An 18,500-nucleotide genomic window follows, 5' to 3' on the forward strand; every position below is an offset into this window, starting at 1 on the left:
GGGACGGCGACAATCCGGCAGCAAAGAATAGGAGGCAACTAACGCAGCAGCCATGGCATGGGCGGCTGCCGATGCCAGGGTGGCTTAATGGACCAGCGCCGCGAAAATTCGTTCACGCCCGCGCATTAAAACAACCCCTTGCGCAATGCCGCCGGCATAACGCAAGGGGTTGTTGGCGCCGCCCCGTTTGAAGCCAGGCGGGCCGGTGACGGTTTGGCGTCAGGCCGATTGGCGCAGCGCGCGCGCCGCCTGCACCATGCCGATCAGCGCGGCTTCGGTTTCAGGCCAGGCACGCGTCTTCAGGCCGCAGTCAGGATTCACCCACAGGCGTTCCTTGGGCAGGCGGGTCGCCGCCTTTTCCATCAAGCCAACCATCCAATCGACGTCCGGCACGTTGGGCGAATGAATGTCGTAGACGCCGGGGCCGATGTCGTTTGGATAATCAAAATCTTCAAACGCCTTCAGCAATTCCATGTTCGAACGCGACGTTTCGATTGTGATCACATCGGCGTCCATGGCGGCAATGGATTCGATGATGTCGTTGAATTCGGAATAGCACATGTGGGTGTGGATCTGCGTTTCATCGCGCACGCCCGCCGTCGCCAAGCGGAAGCAATCCACCGCCCAATCCAGGTACGCCTTCCAGTCGGCGCGACGCAGCGGCAGGCCTTCGCGGATGGCAGGCTCGTCGATTTGGATAACGCTGATGCCCGCGGTTTCCAGGTCCACCACTTCGTCGCGCAGCGCCAGTGCCAACTGGCGGCAGGTCTGCTCACGCGGCTGGTCGTCGCGCACGAACGACCATTGCAAGATGGTGACCGGGCCGGTCAGCATGCCCTTGACCGGCTTGTCCGTCAGCGATTGCGCGTACGACGACCAACCCACCGTCATCGGCGCGGGCCGGGCCACGTCGCCAAAAATGATCGGCGGCTTGACGCAACGCGACCCATAGCTTTGCACCCAACCGTTCTTGGTGAACGCAAAGCCGGCCAGCAGTTCGCCAAAATACTCCACCATGTCGTTGCGCTCGGGTTCACCGTGCACCAAGACATCCAGGCCCACCTTTTCCTGGAAGCGGATGACTTCTTCGATTTCCTTGCGGATGGCGTTCTCGTAGCCCGAATCCGTCAGCGCGCCGGCTTTCCAGTCGCGACGCAACGCGCGAATTTCGGCGGTCTGCGGGAACGATCCGATCGTGGTGGTCGGGTACGCGGGCAGGCCCAGCTGTTCTTGCTGGCGCGCAATGCGGCCGGCAAACGGTGCGCGGTCTCGCGACACGGCGGTCGCGCCAGCCATGCGCTGGCTCACGAGCGGGTTGTGAATGCGCGGCGACGAACGGCGAGCAGTCAGCGCGGCGCGTTGCTTGATCAGCCCATCCTGCACAGAGGTGTCGGTGGCGTTGTTCAACGCGCGACCCAGCAGGTTCAGCTCTTGCAATTTTTGCGCCGCAAACGACAGCCAGCTCTTGAGTTCGGCATCCAGCTCCGTTTCATTAGCCAGGTCTACCGGCACATGCAGCAGCGAGCACGACGGGGCCAACCACAGACGGTCGCCCAGTTGTTGCCTGATGGGTGCCAGCGTGGCGATAGCCGCGTCCAGGTCCGTGCGCCAGATATTGCGGCCGTTGATGACGCCGGCCGACAGCACCTGGCCGGCGCGCAAACCGGCCACGACGTCATGCAATTGTTCGGGCGCGCGGACCAAGTCCACGTGCAGGCCCGCCACGGGCAGCGCTTGCGCGGTGGCCAGGTTGTCTTTCAAGCCGTCAAAGTAGGTGGCGATCAGCAGCTTGACCGGGCTGGCCGCCAACGTGGCGTATACCGATTCGTAGGCATCGCGCCAGGCTTGGGGCAGGTCCAGCACCAGGATGGGCTCGTCGATCTGCACCCATTGCACACCCTGCTTGGCAAAACGCGCCAGCACTTGCTGATACACCGGCAGCAACGCAGCCAGCAGTTGCAGCTTGCCTTCGTCAGCGGCGCCACCGGCGAACGCGTCGCCCTTGCCCTGGTACAGCCACGTCAGCGGGCCGGGGATCACGGGCTTGACCTCGTGGCCCAGCGCCTGCGCTTCCTGGACTTGTTCGAACAGCGATTCGCGGGCGATGCGGAACGTCTGGCCGGGCACCAGTTCCGGCACGATGTAGTGATAGTTGGTGTCGAACCACTTGGTCATCTCGCAGGCGGCGGCGGGTTTGCCCGACGGCGCGCGGCCACGGCCCATGCGAAACAGCGTGTCCAGCGACACTGCCTCGTTGTCCTTCTGGCCAAAGCGGGCGGGCACGGCGCCCAGCAGCGTGGTCCATTCCAGGATCTGGTCGTACCAGGCAAAGTCTCCCACGGGCACAAACTTCAAGCCGGCGGCGGCTTGCAGCTTCCAGTGCCGGGCCCGCAACTCGCGGCCCGTCTCTTCCAGCGCTTGCGCGGTTTGCTTGCCGGCCCAATAGGCCTCGACCGCGCGCTTCAATTCGCGCTGGGCGCCGATTCGGGGGAACCCCAGATTATGAATAGTAGTCATGAGAACACCGCCGTTAGACAAAGTTTGTTCAAGTGATGACCATTGTGCAGGCAAACATACATGAAGCAAAATCAATCTCTACATATATAAAATGAGTATTTCTCATATACTAGGGCGATCATTCTTCGTCGGCCCGTCCTTCCCATGCTAGAAATCCGCCATCTTGAAACGCTTACCGCCATCCGCGAGGGCGGCAGTCTGCAAGAAGCCGCCGAAAGGCTGCACCTGACGCAGTCGGCCCTGTCGCATCAATTGCGCGACCTGGAAACCCGGCTGGGCACGCCGCTGCTGAACCGCCGCACCCGCCCCGCCCGCCTGACCACGGCCGGCTTGCGCGTGCTGGCGCTGGCGGATGAAGTCCTGCCCCGCATCCGCGCAACCGAACGCGACCTGCAACGGCTGGCGGCCGGCCGCAGCGGCAGACTGCATCTGGCAATTGACTGCCACTCCTGCTTTCAGTGGTTGATGCCGGCGCTGGACGCATTCCGGGTGCAGTGGCCCGACGTCGCGCTGGACCTGTCGGCGGCGTTTTCGTTCGCCCCCCTGCCTGCCCTGGTGCGCGGCGACCTGGACTTGGTGATCACGTCGGACCCGCAACCGCTGGACGCCGTGGAATACCTGCCCTTGTTCAAGTACGAACTGGTGTTGGCGGTGTCGGAAGCGAACCCGTTGGCCGGCAACAAATTCATCATGCCCGACCAGCTGGCGGACCAGACGCTGATTACGTATCCGGTGGACAAACAACGCCTGGACGTCTTCACCGCGTTTCTGGACCCAGCCGACGTCGAACCCGCCGCCATTCGCAAGGCCGAACTGACCCCGATCATTGCGCAGCTGGTCGCCAGCAACCGTGGCGTGGCGGCCTTGCCGAACTGGGCGCTGACGGAATACATGAACCAGGGCTGGTTGCGGCTGCGCCGGCTGGGGCCGCAAGGCGTTTGGCGCACGCTGTATGCGACCGTGCGCAGCGAAGATACGGACGCGTCCTACATCGACGAATTCCTGACCATTACGCGCGACGTATGCTTCAAGACGCTGTCGGGTATCAAGTCGGCCAAGACGTAAAAAAAGCCGCCCGGGGGGCGGCGTCCATGGGGCGGCAGCGACGGGCCATCTTCGCGGGGCCGCGCAAGATCCGGTCAATCGCCGTCGCCGTCGCCTTCGCCCAGGATTCGACGGATGACATCGTGCGCGAAACCCCGGCTGGCCAGAAAGCGCGCCTGCTTGGCGTAGGCCGTGCGGTCTGGCGGCTTGGCGTCAAAGCGTTTTTTCCAGACCTCAAGCGCGCGGTCGTATTCGGTGGCGCGCAGTTGTTCGCGCAATTCGGCCACCTGGGTATCGTCCACGCCGTGCTGGCGTAGTTCCTGCACGATGCGCGCCGCGCCTTGGCGCGACGCACGCCGATGCACCAGGCTTTGTGCGAACCGTTCGGTGGACAGCCAGCCTTCTTTTTCCAGCGCATCCAGCACGCTTTCGATTTCATCGGCGTCTTCGGCGTAGGCGACCAGTTTGCGCGCCAGTTCCTCGCGGGCGTGCTCGCGGCGCGACAGATATCCCACCGCGCGCATTTTCAGCGATGGGCCCTTGCGGGCAGGCTTGGCCGCATCCCCGGCGTTGTCACCTGCTGGCGACGTGTCAGAGGTGTCCGACGTATCCGAGGAGTCGGAAGTGTCCTGGGGACGCGATGTCCGCGATGTACGCGAAATGCCCGACATACCCGACATACCCGACGTACGTGACGGGCGGGAAGTGCGGGGCTTCAGCGCGCGCTGCTCGGAACTGCGCTGCCAGACATCTTTGTCAGCGGCGGGCTCGGCCGCCTCTTGTTCGCGCCGCGCGTCCGAACTGCGTCGCAAGCCTTGCGGCTTGGCGACGGTTTCAAACTCGTCATCCAACTTGGCGCGTAGGCGGTCGGCTGACGCGGGTGTCGATTTCCAGCTCATGCGCTTTCTGCCTTGGTCAAGGACGGACGCCGGATCGATAAAGACGCGGCGAACCCTGTCCGACGAATAATGCAAAACGGCAGGCCCGTCATGGCGCCTGCCGTATCTGACTGTGCGGCATCACCGCCCAGCCCCGCTGCGATAAGCCTGTCCGCCGTCCCTGGCGACATTGCGCCCGGGGCAGGCGGAAGGCTTATTCGGCGGTGTCTTCCGCCGTGGGCACGAATTCAGCGGCGCGGCTGACGATGCCCTGGTTCTCGCGAACTCGGTTTTCGATTTCGATCGCCATGTCGCGGTGCTCTTTCAGGTATTCGCGGACGTTGTCCTTGCCCTGGCCGATGCGGTTGCCGTTGTAGCTGTACCACGCACCCGACTTGTCCACCACATTGGCGGCCACGCCCAGGTCGATGATTTCGCCTTCGCGCGAAATACCGGCGCCGTACATGATGTCGAATTCAGCTTGCTTGAACGGCGGCGCCACCTTGTTCTTGACGACCTTGACGCGGGTTTCGTTGCCGACGACCTCGTCACCCTTCTTGATGGAGCCGATGCGGCGGATGTCCAGACGCACCGACGCGTAGAACTTCAGCGCGTTGCCGCCCGTGGTGGTTTCGGGGTTGCCGAACATGACGCCGATCTTCATGCGGATCTGGTTGATGAAGATGACCATGCAGTTGGTGCGCTTGATCGTGGCGGTCAGCTTGCGCAGCGCCTGGCTCATCAGACGGGCTTGCAGGCCCGGCAGGGAATCGCCCATTTCGCCTTCGATTTCAGCCTTGGGCACCAGCGCGGCCACCGAGTCGATGACGATCAGGTCAACCGAACCCGAACGCACCAGCGCATCGGTGATTTCCAGCGCTTGCTCGCCCGTGTCGGGCTGCGAGATCAGCAGGTCCGTCAGGTTCACGCCCAGCTTGTTGGCGTATTGGACGTCCAGCGCGTGCTCGGCGTCGACAAAGGCGCAGGTGCCACCGATCTTTTGCATTTCGGCGATGACTTGCAGCGTCAGCGTGGTCTTGCCCGACGATTCCGGGCCGTAGATTTCGACCACACGGCCGCGCGGCAGGCCGCCGACGCCCAAGGCGATGTCCAGACCCAACGACCCCGTGGAAACCACCTGGATATCGTGCGAGACCTCGTTATCGCCGTAACGCATGATCGAGCCCTTGCCGAACTGCTTTTCGATCTGCGAAAGCGCGGCGGCAAGCGCCTTGGCCTTTTCCGATGCGGCGGCCTTGGTGGTTTTGTCGTCCATGTAAAGTCCTGTCTGTGACGTATCTGGTGGTTGCGGCATGAAGGAGCACCCTTGGACCGCAGCGTTGCTGTTTTGAATCAGGTTCAGATTATTGCATCGGATTGTACTGTACAAAAAACCAGTGTGCCAGAGTTTTGCACGTATTCCCTGAGTGGGCAAGCCTGGCGCCGTATGACAGAATCGAAGCCGACCCCGGCGTTTCGTCCCTATTCCACCGCCGGGCCGCCCACAAGGCGATAGCCCCCTACCCCGGGGCAGCCGGCACGCAAAGCGCCGGCGCCACAGGGACCTTTTTGCAGCTTCCGTGCCGCCCCCATGCGCATCCTGATCGCCGAAGACGACAGCATTCTGGCCGATGGCCTATCCCGGTCATTGCGGCATAACGGTTACGCGGTAGACGCCGTGCGTGACGGGCTTGCCGCCGACTCTGCGCTGGCGGCCCAGGCGTTTGACCTGCTCATTCTGGATCTGGGCCTGCCGCAATTGGCCGGGCTGGAAGTGCTGCGCAGGCTACGCGCCCGCAACTCCGCCCTGCCCGTCCTGATCCTGACCGCCGCCGACAGCATCGAACAGCGCGTGAAAGGCCTGGACCTGGGCGCTGACGACTACATGGCCAAGCCTTTTGCGCTGTCCGAACTGGAAGCGCGCGTGCGGGCGCTGACGCGACGCGGCGCGGGCGGCGGCGCCACCATGCTCAAACATGGCCGGTTGCTGTTCGACCAGACGGGCCGCGTCGCCATCGTCGACGACCAGACGCTGGACCTCTCGGCGCGCGAAGTCAGCTTGTTGGAAATCCTGCTGACGCGCAGCGGCCGCATGGTCAGCAAGACGCAGTTGGTGGACCACCTGTGCGAATGGGGCGAAGAAGTCAGCACCAACGCCATCGAGGTCTACGTGCATCGGCTGCGCAAGAAGCTCGAACCCAGCGGCGTGAAGATCGTCACCGTGCGTGGCCTGGGCTACTGTCTGGAGCGGGACCAGGGTGCCGCGTACCTCGCCAGCTGACCCCCGGCCCGAGCCGCTGAATCAGGAAGCGCTGGATATCATGCAAGCCGGGTCCAAGGGCCCGAGCTTTGCGCCGCCGCAGCGTTCGCTGCTGGGCGAAATCCTGGACTGGATGCTGGCGCCGCTGTTCCTGCTGTGGCCCATGAGCGTCGCGATCACGTACGTGGTCGCCCAGAACATCGCCAACGTGCCGTACGACCGGGCGCTGGCCAACAACCTGCATGTGTTGACGCGGCAGGTCCATGCGCAGGACGGCCGGGCCGTGCTGAAGATGACCGACGCCGCGCGCGACGTGTTGCGCGCCGACGAAACCGACAGCGTGTTCTGGCTGGTGCTGGGCAGTCGGGGCGAATACCTGGGCGGCGATCGCGCGCTGCCGCTACCGGCCACCGTGGGCCAGCCGCGCCCGGGCGAAGTCCAATACGAAGACGACACCATGCGCGGTTTCGGCATCCGCCTGGCGTTCACGTGGGTGGACCTGAACCTGCCCAACACGCAGCCCGCGCTGCTGATCGTGGCCGAGACCGTGGAAAAGCGCACGCAACTGGCCAACGACATCATCAAGGGCGTGATCATTCCGCAGTTCGTGGTGCTGCCGATCGCGGTGCTGCTGGTGTGGTTCGGCCTGTCGCGCGGCGTGGCGCCGCTGAACGCGCTACAGCAGCGTCTGCGCGCGCGTCGGCCCGACGACCTGTCGCCCATCGACGAACGCGCGGCCCCTTCAGAAATCGCGCCGCTGGTCGCCGCCATGAACGACCTGCTGGATCGGCTGTCGGCCAACGTACAGGCGCAGCGCCGTTTCGTGGCGGACGCCGCCCACCAACTGAAGACGCCGCTTGCCGGGCTGCGCACACAGGCTGAACTGGCGCTGCGCGATGCCAGCCCCGAAGAAATGCAATCCAGCCTGCGTCAGCTGGTGACGGGGTCCGAACGCGCCACACGGCTGGTGAATCAGTTGCTGCTGCTGGCGCGCGCCGAAAACCCCAGTGCGATCGGCCTGACGCGCACCGATCTGAACGCCATCGCCTACGAGCAGGCCATGCACTGGGTGCCGCAAGCGTTGTCGCTGAGCACCGACCTGGGCTTCGAGGGCTCTGACGATCCGGTCGAGATCAACGGCAACCCGCTCCTGCTGGCCGAACTGCTCAACAACCTGGTCGACAACGCCCTGCGCTATACACCGCGCGGCGGCCACATTACCGTGCGCGTGCAGCGTCGCGGCAACCAGGCCGTGCTGGAAGTGGAAGATTCCGGCCCGGGCATTGCGCCCGACGAGCGCGAGCGCGTCTTCGACCGCTTCTATCGGGTGCTGGGCACCGCGTCCGACGGCAGCGGCCTGGGTCTGGCCATCGTGCGCGAAATCGCGCAAAAGCATCAGGCGACGGTGCTGATCGACGACCATCCCAACCCCCACTCGGACCTGCCAGGCACCCGCATCAGCGTCGTGTTCCCGCAGTACGCCGACCCGTCGGATCGGCACGAAAGCTAGCGCGGCGCGTGTCGGGCAGCCCGGCCGACAGCTAAGGACTATCCCTAGCTCCCTGCGGAATAGTTACTTTTAGTTTCAATTTTAAGATTCGGGTAAGGGTTCCGTCAGAACCTCGTCAGGGTCGCGGCTCAATGTTGCGCATAGCTCGATGTCGGCTTGACCGGCAAAGGGCCAAGCACGGCGGAAAACCGCCGGCCAAAAAACGAGGAGACATCATGAGCACAACAACCATGGCAGGCCGCGGTCCTTCCGCGGAACCGCGCCCGATGACCAAGGATGAACGCCGCGTCATCTTCGCATCGTCGCTGGGCACGGTTTTTGAGTGGTACGACTTTTATCTATACGGCTCGCTTGCAGCCATCATCGCGCAACACTTTTTCTCTGGCGTGAACCCCACCGCGGGCTTCATTTTCGCGTTGCTGGCGTTCGCCGCCGGGTTTGCCGTGCGCCCGTTCGGCGCGCTGGTGTTTGGCCGCCTGGGTGACCTGGTAGGACGTAAATACACCTTCCTGGTCACGATCGTGATCATGGGCTTGTCCACCTTCCTGGTGGGCGTGCTGCCCAGCTACGCCAGCATCGGCCTGGCCGCTCCGGCCATCCTGATCCTGCTGCGCCTGCTGCAAGGCCTGGCGCTGGGCGGTGAATACGGTGGCGCGGCGACCTACGTTGCCGAACACGCGCCGCATGGCCGCCGCGGCTTCTACACGTCGTGGATCCAGACCACCGCAACGCTGGGCCTGTTCCTGTCGCTGCTGGTCATCCTGGGCATCCGCACGGTCATGGGCGAAGACGACTTCAAAGCCTGGGGCTGGCGCATTCCGTTCCTGATTTCGGTCGTGCTGCTGGGCATCTCGGTGTGGATCCGCCTGCAACTGAGCGAATCGCCCACCTTCAAGCGCATGAAGGAAGAAGGCAAGGGTTCGAAGGCGCCGATCGCTGAATCGTTCGGCCAGTGGAAGAACCTGAAGGTCGTGATCCTGGCGCTGCTGGGCCTGACCGCCGGCCAGGCGGTGGTCTGGTACACGGGTCAGTTCTACGCGCTGTTCTTCCTGACGCAAACGCTGAAGGTCGACGCCAACACGGCCAACATCATGATTGCGGTCGCGCTCTTGATCGGCACGCCCTTCTTCGTGGTGTTCGGCGCGCTGTCGGACAAGATCGGTCGCAAGCCCATCATCATGGCGGGCTGCCTGATCGCCGCGGCAACGTACTTCCCGATCTTCCAGGGCATTACGCACTTTGCCAACCCGGCGCTGGAAAAGGCCCAGGCCACCGCCCCGGTCACCGTCATTGCCGACCCCGGCACGTGCTCGTTCCAGTTCAACCCGGTGGGCACGTCCGCGTTCACCAGCTCTTGCGACGTCGTGAAGTCCTTCATGGCCCGCAACTCGGTGAACTACAAGAACGAAGCCGCACCGGCCGGCTCGGTCGCGAAGGTCAAGATCGGCAACGACGAATTCACCTCGTTCGACGGCAAGTCCATGGCCCCGGCCGACTTCAAGGCCAAGGCCGCTGAACTGGACAAGGCGCTGACCACCGCGATCCGCAGCCACGGCTACCCGGCCAAGGCGGACCCGGCGCAAAGCAACAATGTCATGGTGGTGGTGTTGCTGGCGATCCTGGTGCTGTACGTGACCATGGTCTACGGCCCCATCGCGGCCATGCTGGTGGAAATGTTCCCGACCCGCATCCGCTACACCTCGATGAGCTTGCCGTACCACATCGGCAACGGCTGGTTCGGCGGCTTCCTGCCCCCGGTGGCCTTCGCGGTGGTGGCAGCCACGGGCAACATCTACGACGGCCTGTGGTACCCGATCATCATCGCCGTCATGACCCTGGTCATCGGCACGCTGTTCGTGCGCGAATCCAAGGACAACGACATCAACGCGTAAAGACCATCCCCCGCCGGGCGGGACTGCTGCGCCTGCCCGGCCTTGAAAGCTCCTTATGGAGCTTTTTTTTTGCCCGAAACTTCTGCGCATTTTCAGGACGATGTCAGACCCTGGCGCTTAGACTGGCGCCTCAGATTGCGGCCTTGCTTCAGATCGAATGACGATTGATCCCCCTGTCAGACGATTGCAGGGCCAGTGCTCTGACACCGATACCGCGTTCCCCGCGAGCCTTTTATGACGCGGTATTGTGTGCTCCCGTACCGGCCCGGCCTTTATTGAGCCGGGCCGCTTTTTTTTCCGCGCGAGAAAGTCAGCGCGAAAAAGTCAGCGCCCAAAAAAAATGATGGCCGCCAGGCGGCCATCATTGTGCGGATGCGGGGCCTGCTTAACGGCGCATGCCCACACCGATAACCAGCACGCCCGCCACGATGGCGGCAATGCCGGCCCACATCGGGATCGGCACCGACTTCTCGGTTTCGGCCGTGGCCTTGACCGAGCCGATCTGCAAAACGGTCTCTTCGGACTTGTAGTTGAAGCCCTTGTAGGCCAAAGCCACAATGCCCAGGACGATCAGGATGGCGCCAATGATTTTCATGTTTTTCCTCTCCGATTCCATGTCGGTGCGCGCAAGTTAACGCAACGCCCGCCCTATGTCAGTGACAGAACGTGTCGCCTGTCGCAACCGTATTGCAGCACTTCGGCAAACCGGCCGCGTCGTATAGAATCAACCCTTTTGGCCGACGCTCATGTGGTTCAAAAACCTCAAGATTTACCGCCTCTCCTCGCCGTGGACTCTCGTTGGCGATCAGCTTGAAGAAACGCTTGCGCGGCACGCCTACCAAGCGGGCAACAACCTTGAAATGCAAAGCCTGGGCTGGGTCCCGCCGCGCGAAAACGGCGGGCTTGCCCACGTCGTGAACGGGCAGATCCTGCTTAGCCTGCGCGCGGAAAAGAAGCTTTTGCCGGGCACCGTCGTGAACCAGGTCGCCAAGGCGCGCGCCCAGGAAATCGAAGAGCAGCAAGGCTACAAGCCGGGCCGCAAGCAGATGAAGGAAATCAAGGAACGCGTCACTGACGAACTGCTGCCGCGCGCCTTCAGCGTCTATCGCGACACGCGCGTCTGGATCGATCCGCAGAACCACTGGCTGGTCATTGACGCCGCCGCTTCCGCGAAAGCCGACGAAGTCATCGGCCTGCTGGCCAAGTGCGTGGACCCCTTCCCGCTTGAAAACCTGTACGTGGCGCAATCGCCCGCGTCCGCCATGACGGGCTGGCTGGCCGAAGACGAGGCTCCCTCGAACTTCAGCATCGACCAGGACACCGAACTGCGTTCGTCGGGTGAAAGCGGCGCGGCCATCCGCTACGTGAAGCACTCGATCGACGCCGACGACGTGCGCCGCCACATCCAGTCGGGCAAGCAGTGCACGCGCCTGGCCATGACGTGGGCCGACCGCATTTCGTTCGTGCTGACCGAAGGCCTGGACGTCAAGCGCGTGTCGCCGCTGGACGTACTGAAGGAAGGCAACGAAGGCGTTGCCGCCAACGACGATGAAAAGTTCGATTCCGACATGATGCTCATGACCGGCGAACTGGCCAAGATGATGGCCGAATTGGTCGAAGCGCTGGGCGGCGAAAAGAAGATCTGATCGCTTACGCGGATCACGCCCCAAGCAAAGACCGCCCATGAATGGGCGGTCTTTTTTTGCGGCTATTTTGCGAGCGCACGAAACCGCCGCACCCTCTTACGCCGCCACGCTGCGGTCGCGTCCGGCCAGCTTGGCCTGGTACAGCGCCTTGTCGGCCCGGTCGATCAGGTAGGCGTAGTCCGGGTGGCCGTCGAAGGTGGCCACCCCGATGCTGGCCGTGATGCGTTGCGCCCCCGCCTCGGGGATGGTGAACGCGTGGCGGCGGATCTCGGCGCCCAGCTTCTGCGCCGCCGCCAGCGCGGCTTCCCGGCCGGTGTCCACCAACACCACCAGAAATTCCTCACCGCCATAACGGAACACAAAATCGCTGGACCGGCACGACTGGTGAACCACTTCGGCAAACTGGCGCAGGATGTGGTCGCCGCCCGAATGCCCGTGCGCGTCGTTGATGGCCTTGAAGTGGTCGATGTCCAGCAGCAGCACCGAAAAAAGGCTGCTCTGCCGGCTGGAAATGGCAATCTCGCGCCCAATGACCGACGGTAAAAAGCGCCGGTTCAGCACGTTGGTCAGCGGGTCGCTGCCGCTTTCAATCTCGGCCACCATATCGAACAGCCCATTGAGCAGATGCTTGATGCGCGCCACCAGCTCCTGCAATTGCCGCACCTGGTCGGGCATCGACAACTGGCGCTCGCCGTCGTCCATCAGCAGCCGGGGCAGCACCACGTCGTCCAGCTCGGCAACCGCGTCGGTGATCTGGCGCAATGCAGGGGCGCTTTCAAACAGCACACCGCCCTTGTGCTGCAACCACAGGCCGAATTCCGAAGCCGCCAGGCGCGGCAGCGCCTGTTCCGGCGCGCGGTAATGCAGGCCGATCAGCACGGCCTGGCTCCACTCCAGCAGTGCGGCGCGCTGGCGCTCGCGCTCGGTGGAAATGTTCTGCCCCAACGCGAACAGCCGGTAGGCCTCGTCGTTGCGCGCGCCACGGTTGATGTCGCGCATGAAGGCACGGCTCATCTGCTCGATGGCCAGGTCAAACAGATTGCAAACGTATTGCGTGGCGATGGACGCAGCCATGCCGTCCAGATCGCTGGCACGCAGCCGTTCGGCAATCTCGTTTTTCAGCACGCGCGCGCCCGCCATCACCAGATGGATCGGGATATGGACGCGGGCATGCACTTCGCCCACCTTTTTCTGCGTGGCCATCAACGCCACGATATCGCCCTGGTCGCGCACGCAAAGCAGCCCCAGCAGCCAGTGTTTCATGCCTTTGTGCAGCCGCGTCGAGACGATCTCGTGGGACAGGCGCGGGCCGGCTTCAACGTCGGCCAGCAAGGTCGAATAGAACGCGTCCACCAGTTCCTTGGCGCTGTCCGCGACCACGGCGGCCACCTGGCCGCGCGTGTAGGCGTCCACTGACTGGTAGACCGCTTCCCACGCTTGCGCGTTGGATGCGCTGAGGTAGCACGCTTGATCAGCGCCGCTTGTCCAAACCGGCAACGCCGTCTTGCTCGAAGACATAAATCATCCGCCCCAAAAACTTCGCGCGTGCCAAAAGCGACACGCGACGAAAAACCAGCGCGGATTATGCGCTAAAAGAAAGTGGGCCCCTAGAGGGGCCCACGCGCGGCAGCGGTATCGCGGCTTATGACGCCGCTTATTCCAAGCCGTGGAAGACCGAATCGTCCGGGCCCACGTGCGACGGATGCTGCCACGTGACGTCGCGCAGCGAATGCTGCACCAGCCCTTCAACGCCCAGCAGCACCGCGAAGATCGCCATGCGGATCGGAATGCCGTTGTCCGTCTGGCGGAAGATGGCCAGGCGCGGATCATGATTCAGGTCCACGCTCAGGTCGTTGGCGCCCGGTCGGCTGTCGCGCGGCAGCGGGTGCATGACGATGGTTTCCGGGCTGCAATACGCATCGATGATGGCGCGGTTGATCTGGAAATCGGGCGTGTAGCCTTCGTTTTCCTCGTTGGCGAAGCGCTCTTTCTGCACGCGCGTCGCGTAGATCACATCCGCGCCCGCCAGGCCTTCAGCCAGCGACGTCTTCTGCTCGATGATGTTGCCGTTGCGGCTGGCCTGCTCAATGATGTAGCTGGGCATCTCCAGCCCCTTGGGCGACACCAGCGAAAACTTCACGTTCTTGTACAGCGCCATCAGCTTGATCAGCGAATGCACGGTACGGCCATACTTCAAGTCGCCGACCATGGCGATGTGCGCGCCATCCAGCAACTTACCCAGGCGCGAAAATTCCGTCAGGATCGTGTAGAGATCCAGCAGGGCCTGGCTGGGGTGTTCGCCCGGGCCGTCGCCCCCGTTCACCACCGGAATGTTGGTGGCGCGCGCGAATTCCGCAACCGAACCTTGCTCGGGGTGGCGGATCACCATGGCGTCTACATAGCCGCTCATGACGCGGCTGGTGTCATAGATCGACTCACCCTTGGCCATCGACGAAAACGTGAAGCCCGTGGTGTCGCACACCGAACCGCCCAAGCGGCAGAATGCCGAGCCGAAGCTGACGCGGGTGCGGGTGCTGGCTTCAAAAAACAGGTTACCCAGCACGGCGCCTTCCAGCACGCGCGACACTTTCTGGCGGCGCGCGATGGGCTGCATCATGTCGGCCACTCGGAACAGGTCTTCAACCGATTCGCGGGTGAACTGGTCCACCGACAGCAACTGGTTCTTGCCTTCTACGGCGATCCTTTCACGCAGGGGGCCGTCTTGTACGCTTTGCGTATATTTTTCCAGCAGCACGCCGTTTTGGACGATCTCGCTGACAAAGCGCTGCACCACTTCCGGCATGGCGCGAAATTCTTGTGACCCCTCGGGCAGCAACCACGTGTCCAGCGCCCGGCGTTTGACACCGATGCGCGTCGCGAACACGTCGCGCGTAAGGTTCAGGCGTCGCATGGCGTCGCGCAGGAAGGCTTGCTGGGAGATGGTCATGACGGGCCCCGAGAAAGAGGATTTATATACGCAGCGCGCATATTATTCCCAACACAAGTGCAAGTCCAATATTTTTGCGTACAAGGGTTTACCCTTGTTATTTCCGCGCCACGGCCGCCCGGGCAGCACGCCTTGGCAGCGGCCGATGGGGACGCGGCCCCATGGTCTACCGGCTGGCGTAGGACGTGTTCTGCTGCGCCCCCGGCGCCACCTGACCCAGCGAAAACCAGCAGCCCGCGCAGAACGCCAATGCGCCCAACAGATAGCAGATCATCGCCAGCAGCTGCGCCGGCCAGTGACCCCGTGTGACGTGGCCGATGTCGCCCTGCCGCAACAAGCTGACCTGCGCCAGGTAGCCGAACAACAGGCCCATGCAAGAGGTCAACAAGCCGGCCAGGAACAGTGCCAACGGCAATTGCAGATCGGGCGCCGCGATGTCGCCGCCCACGATGCCCAGCGAGAACGCGACCAGCGCCAGCGCGGATGCACCGTTGAGCCAGCCCAAAAATCGGAAGCCGCCCGCGAGCAACGCAAAAGACATCCCCGAGGATCGACGCTGCGGGTTGCGGGCGTCCATGAATCAGCCGCCGTTGCCGGCGCGGCAGGCCGGCGTGGCGCTTTGAATCGAGGCGCGCGCGGCGGCGATTTCGGCCGCGTCCCAGCGGCCCTGTCCCAGCACGGTGACCGTGACCTTGGACTTGGCGGGGCTGTCAGCCTCGGCGGAGATCAGTTCCAGCACCTTGGCGGGTTCGCCCACCTTGTAGACCTGGATTTCATCGGGCGCGCCCTTCTCGCCCAGGGTGTGGCGCCACGCGTACGCCAACCCATACGGATGCTGCACATTCACGTGGCAGGTGCGCACATATTCGCCGCCCCGGCGGAAGGCGGCCTGGTAGTTGGTGTCGACGCTAAAGGTCTCTTTTTGCACGGCGTCGGATTCGTAAACCCCCTTGCTCGCGCAGCCGGCCAACAGGACTGCCAGCGTTACACCCACCCATACAGACTTGCGCATGATTCTTCCCGCATTGAAATTCTGACTTTTGCGATTATGCCAGCGGCCGCAAAAAGGCCACGCGGGAAATGCCTGGGCATTTCGCGCGTGGCCTTGGGCTGACTCATCAGCGACTCGGCGTTGCGGTCTTACTTCGCAGCGCCTTCGATCTTCTCACCGCCTCGTTGAATATCCTTGCCGGCGCCCGCAACAGTATTGCAGCCCGCCGAAAGCGCGGCGATCGAAAGCAGCATGACGAGAACAACTTTGTTTTTCATAAACATCTCCTGTCTGGGCGTGAAAACCGAAGCCAGCATACCGCAAAGGGACAGAGTTGCGCACCACCAGGACGCCCTGACAGCCAGCTTGCAGCAGGTGTCGCATCGGGCCTACAAATTCGCGCCTACAATTCGGCCGCCAGCCAGGCTGCGGGCCGTTGGCCGCACTTTGTAACCCGGCCGGACCAAACCCCGTAACCGCCCTTACGCTGCCGTGACAACCCCGTCCCGGCGCGGTGTCGCGTATTTGCCTGCAATGGATTAGGATTCGCAAATGAACAAAAAACCCGTATCGCAGAACGCTGGCGCCGGCCCACAGGGCTGGGGCTGGGAACAGCCGCAGTGCCGCGGACAAGCGGCTTTGGCGCTGTTTATCGACGATCTGCACCGAATTCTGCAAGCCCACGCGGCGGGCAAGCTTGCCGACAGCAGCACCCTTGCCGACGCACAAAGCCATGTCAATGAACTGCTTGCCCGCTACAACGACATCAACGCCGCGCCCGAGATTTTCCTGGGGCAGTCCGTTGAGCTGAAAGAAGGCGTCGACCGCAATGGCGTGTCGCACACGGTGCCGATCTTTTCGGCGCGCCTGAAGAAATCGCTAGTGTCGATGCTGGGACAAAGCCCCGGCTGACAGGAGACCCACAATGAATTCAGACAACGTCGTAGAGTTTCTCCGCTTGCTGTCCCTTGACGTCACGCTGGGCTCGGCCGCCCAGCATGCCGCTAGCCAGGCGGATGCACCTCTGGCCTTGGCGCGATTGGCCACGGCACACGGCTTGCCTTGCAGCGCATCGGACTGGTCCTTCTTTGCGCGCAGCTGCCTGGATTCTTCCATCGAAACCATGACGGACGCCGGCCCCGCCGACGCCACCGTCTGGCAGTTGGTGCAAGATCCGGCGCACGGCACCGGCATTCCCGCCAGCGCCATCACACGCGTGATCGGCATCATTACGCAGCCCGAAGAAGGCGCGCCCCCGGTGGTCGGCCATGTGGTCGGCGACCTGGCTCCGCGCGCGCCGGTGGGCATGTCTCCCTACCCGTCGGGGTCTTGAAGGCAGCGCCAAGAGCGGGCGGCCAGCCTTAGCGCTGGCCAGCCAGGTATGCGCGCACGCCCTTTGCGGCGACCACGCCACTGGCCATGCAGGCGGTCAGCAGATAGCCTCCCGTCGGCGCTTCCCAGTCCAGCATTTCGCCCGCGCAGAACACGCCGGGCGCCGATTCCAGCATCAGACCCGCCGACACCGCATCAAACGCCACGCCGCCCGCCGTGCTGATGGCTTCGTCCATGGGACGCGGCCGCAACAGCATCACCGGCAGTGCCTTGATGCGCATGGCTAACCGAGCCGGGTCCTTGAAGTCTTCCGCCGTCGCGCATTCGCGCAGCAGGCCCGCCTTCACGCCGGTCAACCCCATGCGGCTTTGCAGGTGGCTGGACATGGAGCGCGCACCGCGTGGATGCATGACGGCTGCGTTGACTTTGTCCTGCGTCCAGTCGGGCGCCAGGTCCAGCATCGCGACCGCGCGGCCGGATCGGTCGATTTCATCGCGCAACGCCGCGGACAGCGCATACACCAGGCTGCCTTCGATACCGCTTGCGGACACCACGAATTCGCCTTGCCGCGTCGGCATCGCGGCGCACGACATGGACACCGACTTGACGGGCTGGCCCGCGTAACGCTCAACAAAGTGCGCGGACCACGCCACGTCGAAGCCACAGTTGGCCGGGCGCAGTGGCGCAACGGGGACGCCGTGCGCCTGCAATCCCGGCACCCAGGCGCCATCCGATCCCAGCTTGGCCCAGCTTCCGCCGCCCACCGCCAACACAAGCGCATCCGCCGCCCACGTCTGGATCCCGTCGGGCGTCTCAAAGCGCAGCGTTTGCGGGGACATCGCCTGATCTTCCGGCCAGCCCAGCCAACGGTGCCGCATGTGGAAACGCACGCCGCCGGCACGCAACCGCGCCAACCACGCGCGCAACAACGGCGCGGCCTTCATCTCTTGCGGGAATACGCGGCCCGACGAGCCCACAAACGTTTCGATGCCAAGTGCGTGGGCCCACTCGCGCAGCGCCGTCGCGTCCATGGCTTGCAGCCAGGGCGCGACGCGATCCGCGCGCGCGCCATAGCGCGCCAGGAATGCACTCGGGCCTTCGCTATGCGTCAGATTCAGCCCGCCGCGTCCAGCCATCAGGAACTTGCGTCCGACAGAGGGCATGGCGTCAAACACATCGACCTGCAAGCCCTGTGCGGCCAAGCCTTCCGCCGCCATCAGCCCCGCCGGTCCACCGCCAATGACCGCGACGCGCGGCGCGGTGGAGGACGCCTCCTGGTGCAGGTTCGTCATGGCAGCCGGCCCATCATGGCGGGCGGAAGGAAAGAGAGAAGACAGTGCATGGGGAAGTAGGAACGAGTCGCAGACGACAAAACGCGGGAAGGATTGTCGCATGGCGCTTGGCGCCAGACCGGCTTGCGGGTGCGCGCGGAGTCAGCGCAACGCCGCTATCGGGCAAAGAAAAAGGCCTGGCACCGGCCACT

17 protein-coding genes are annotated in these 18,500 nt (G+C 63.7%); 7 read left to right on the top strand and 10 right to left on the bottom strand.

Annotated features, from left to right (window positions below; translation table 11 throughout):
- Positions 1 to 219: 219 nt before the first annotated feature.
- Positions 220 to 2,517: a 5-methyltetrahydropteroyltriglutamate--homocysteine S-methyltransferase gene (gene metE, locus AC0Z35_RS14445; protein ID WP_104143207.1), complete on the bottom strand. Its 2,298-nt coding sequence runs from the start codon at positions 2,515 to 2,517 to the stop codon at positions 220 to 222.
- 144 nt (positions 2,518 to 2,661) lie between these two features.
- Between metE and AC0Z35_RS14450 the strand changes: the two genes are divergently transcribed.
- Positions 2,662 to 3,582 (top strand): LysR substrate-binding domain-containing protein, encoded by a 921-nt coding sequence (locus AC0Z35_RS14450; protein WP_485132401.1) that lies wholly within the window; start codon positions 2,662 to 2,664, stop codon positions 3,580 to 3,582.
- A 74-nt stretch (positions 3,583 to 3,656) separates the two neighbouring features.
- Here the strand turns inward: AC0Z35_RS14450 and recX are convergent, their stop codons facing one another.
- Positions 3,657 to 4,460: a recombination regulator RecX gene (gene recX, locus AC0Z35_RS14455; RefSeq protein ID WP_485132400.1), complete on the bottom strand. Its 804-nt coding sequence runs from the start codon at positions 4,458 to 4,460 to the stop codon at positions 3,657 to 3,659.
- Between the two features lie 193 nt (positions 4,461 to 4,653).
- Entirely contained in the window at positions 4,654 to 5,715 is a 1,062-nt protein-coding gene (recA, locus tag AC0Z35_RS14460; protein WP_006218338.1) for a recombinase RecA, read from the bottom strand.
- Positions 5,716 to 6,030: 315 nt separating this feature from the next.
- Here recA and AC0Z35_RS14465 point away from each other — a divergent pair, with 315 nt between their 5' ends.
- From AC0Z35_RS14465 to AC0Z35_RS14475, 3 genes are all read left to right on the top strand, one after another.
- A complete protein-coding gene (locus AC0Z35_RS14465) occupies positions 6,031 to 6,720 on the top strand; it encodes a response regulator transcription factor (RefSeq protein WP_006218337.1) in 690 nt (229 codons plus the stop codon).
- Between the two features lie 112 nt (positions 6,721 to 6,832).
- On the top strand, positions 6,833 to 8,209 hold the full coding sequence (locus AC0Z35_RS14470; RefSeq protein WP_104143362.1) for a sensor histidine kinase: 1,377 nt from the start codon (positions 6,833 to 6,835) through the stop codon (positions 8,207 to 8,209).
- A 230-nt stretch (positions 8,210 to 8,439) separates the two neighbouring features.
- Positions 8,440 to 10,101, top strand: coding sequence for an MFS transporter (locus tag AC0Z35_RS14475; RefSeq protein WP_046802821.1), 1,662 nt, complete (start codon positions 8,440 to 8,442; stop codon positions 10,099 to 10,101).
- Positions 10,102 to 10,486: 385 nt separating this feature from the next.
- On the opposite strand, the gene AC0Z35_RS14480 is transcribed toward AC0Z35_RS14475, so the two are convergent.
- Positions 10,487 to 10,696: a hypothetical protein gene (locus AC0Z35_RS14480; protein WP_046802820.1), complete on the bottom strand. Its 210-nt coding sequence runs from the start codon at positions 10,694 to 10,696 to the stop codon at positions 10,487 to 10,489.
- 151 nt (positions 10,697 to 10,847) lie between these two features.
- Here AC0Z35_RS14480 and AC0Z35_RS14485 point away from each other — a divergent pair, with 151 nt between their 5' ends.
- A complete protein-coding gene (locus AC0Z35_RS14485) occupies positions 10,848 to 11,747 on the top strand; it encodes a recombination-associated protein RdgC (RefSeq protein WP_006218333.1) in 900 nt (299 codons plus the stop codon).
- 96 nt (positions 11,748 to 11,843) lie between these two features.
- Here AC0Z35_RS14485 and AC0Z35_RS14490 read toward each other — a convergent pair whose 3' ends face one another.
- The 5 genes from AC0Z35_RS14490 to AC0Z35_RS14510 form a co-directional block, all read right to left on the bottom strand.
- The gene (locus AC0Z35_RS14490; RefSeq protein WP_104143201.1) at positions 11,844 to 13,265 is read right to left on the bottom strand and encodes a diguanylate cyclase; all 1,422 of its coding nucleotides are present in this window, start codon (positions 13,263 to 13,265) and stop codon (positions 11,844 to 11,846) included.
- Between the two features lie 136 nt (positions 13,266 to 13,401).
- A complete protein-coding gene (locus tag AC0Z35_RS14495; RefSeq protein ID WP_046802818.1) occupies positions 13,402 to 14,694 on the bottom strand; it encodes an aspartate carbamoyltransferase in 1,293 nt (430 codons plus the stop codon).
- A 166-nt stretch (positions 14,695 to 14,860) separates the two neighbouring features.
- Entirely contained in the window at positions 14,861 to 15,271 is a 411-nt protein-coding gene (locus tag AC0Z35_RS14500) for a hypothetical protein (protein ID WP_046802817.1), read from the bottom strand.
- 3 nt (positions 15,272 to 15,274) lie between these two features.
- Positions 15,275 to 15,706 (bottom strand): BPTD_2524 family lipoprotein, encoded by a 432-nt coding sequence (locus AC0Z35_RS14505; RefSeq protein ID WP_485132399.1) that lies wholly within the window; start codon positions 15,704 to 15,706, stop codon positions 15,275 to 15,277.
- Positions 15,707 to 15,834: 128 nt separating this feature from the next.
- Positions 15,835 to 15,963, bottom strand: a complete 129-nt coding sequence (locus AC0Z35_RS14510) for an entericidin A/B family lipoprotein (protein WP_039883990.1) — start codon at positions 15,961 to 15,963, stop codon at positions 15,835 to 15,837.
- Positions 15,964 to 16,237: 274 nt separating this feature from the next.
- Between AC0Z35_RS14510 and AC0Z35_RS14515 the strand changes: the two genes are divergently transcribed.
- Positions 16,238 to 16,597 (top strand): hypothetical protein, encoded by a 360-nt coding sequence (locus AC0Z35_RS14515; RefSeq protein WP_046802815.1) that lies wholly within the window; start codon positions 16,238 to 16,240, stop codon positions 16,595 to 16,597.
- Between the two features lie 13 nt (positions 16,598 to 16,610).
- A complete protein-coding gene (locus AC0Z35_RS14520; protein WP_104143198.1) occupies positions 16,611 to 17,018 on the top strand; it encodes a hypothetical protein in 408 nt (135 codons plus the stop codon).
- Positions 17,019 to 17,046: 28 nt separating this feature from the next.
- Here AC0Z35_RS14520 and AC0Z35_RS14525 read toward each other — a convergent pair whose 3' ends face one another.
- Complete coding sequence (locus tag AC0Z35_RS14525) at positions 17,047 to 18,309, bottom strand: TIGR03862 family flavoprotein (RefSeq protein ID WP_485132398.1); 1,263 nt, start codon at positions 18,307 to 18,309, stop codon at positions 17,047 to 17,049.
- Positions 18,310 to 18,500 lie beyond the last annotated feature (191 nt).

It is taken from the genome of Achromobacter sp. 1L-A-4-B-C2 (genome assembly GCF_057291955.1).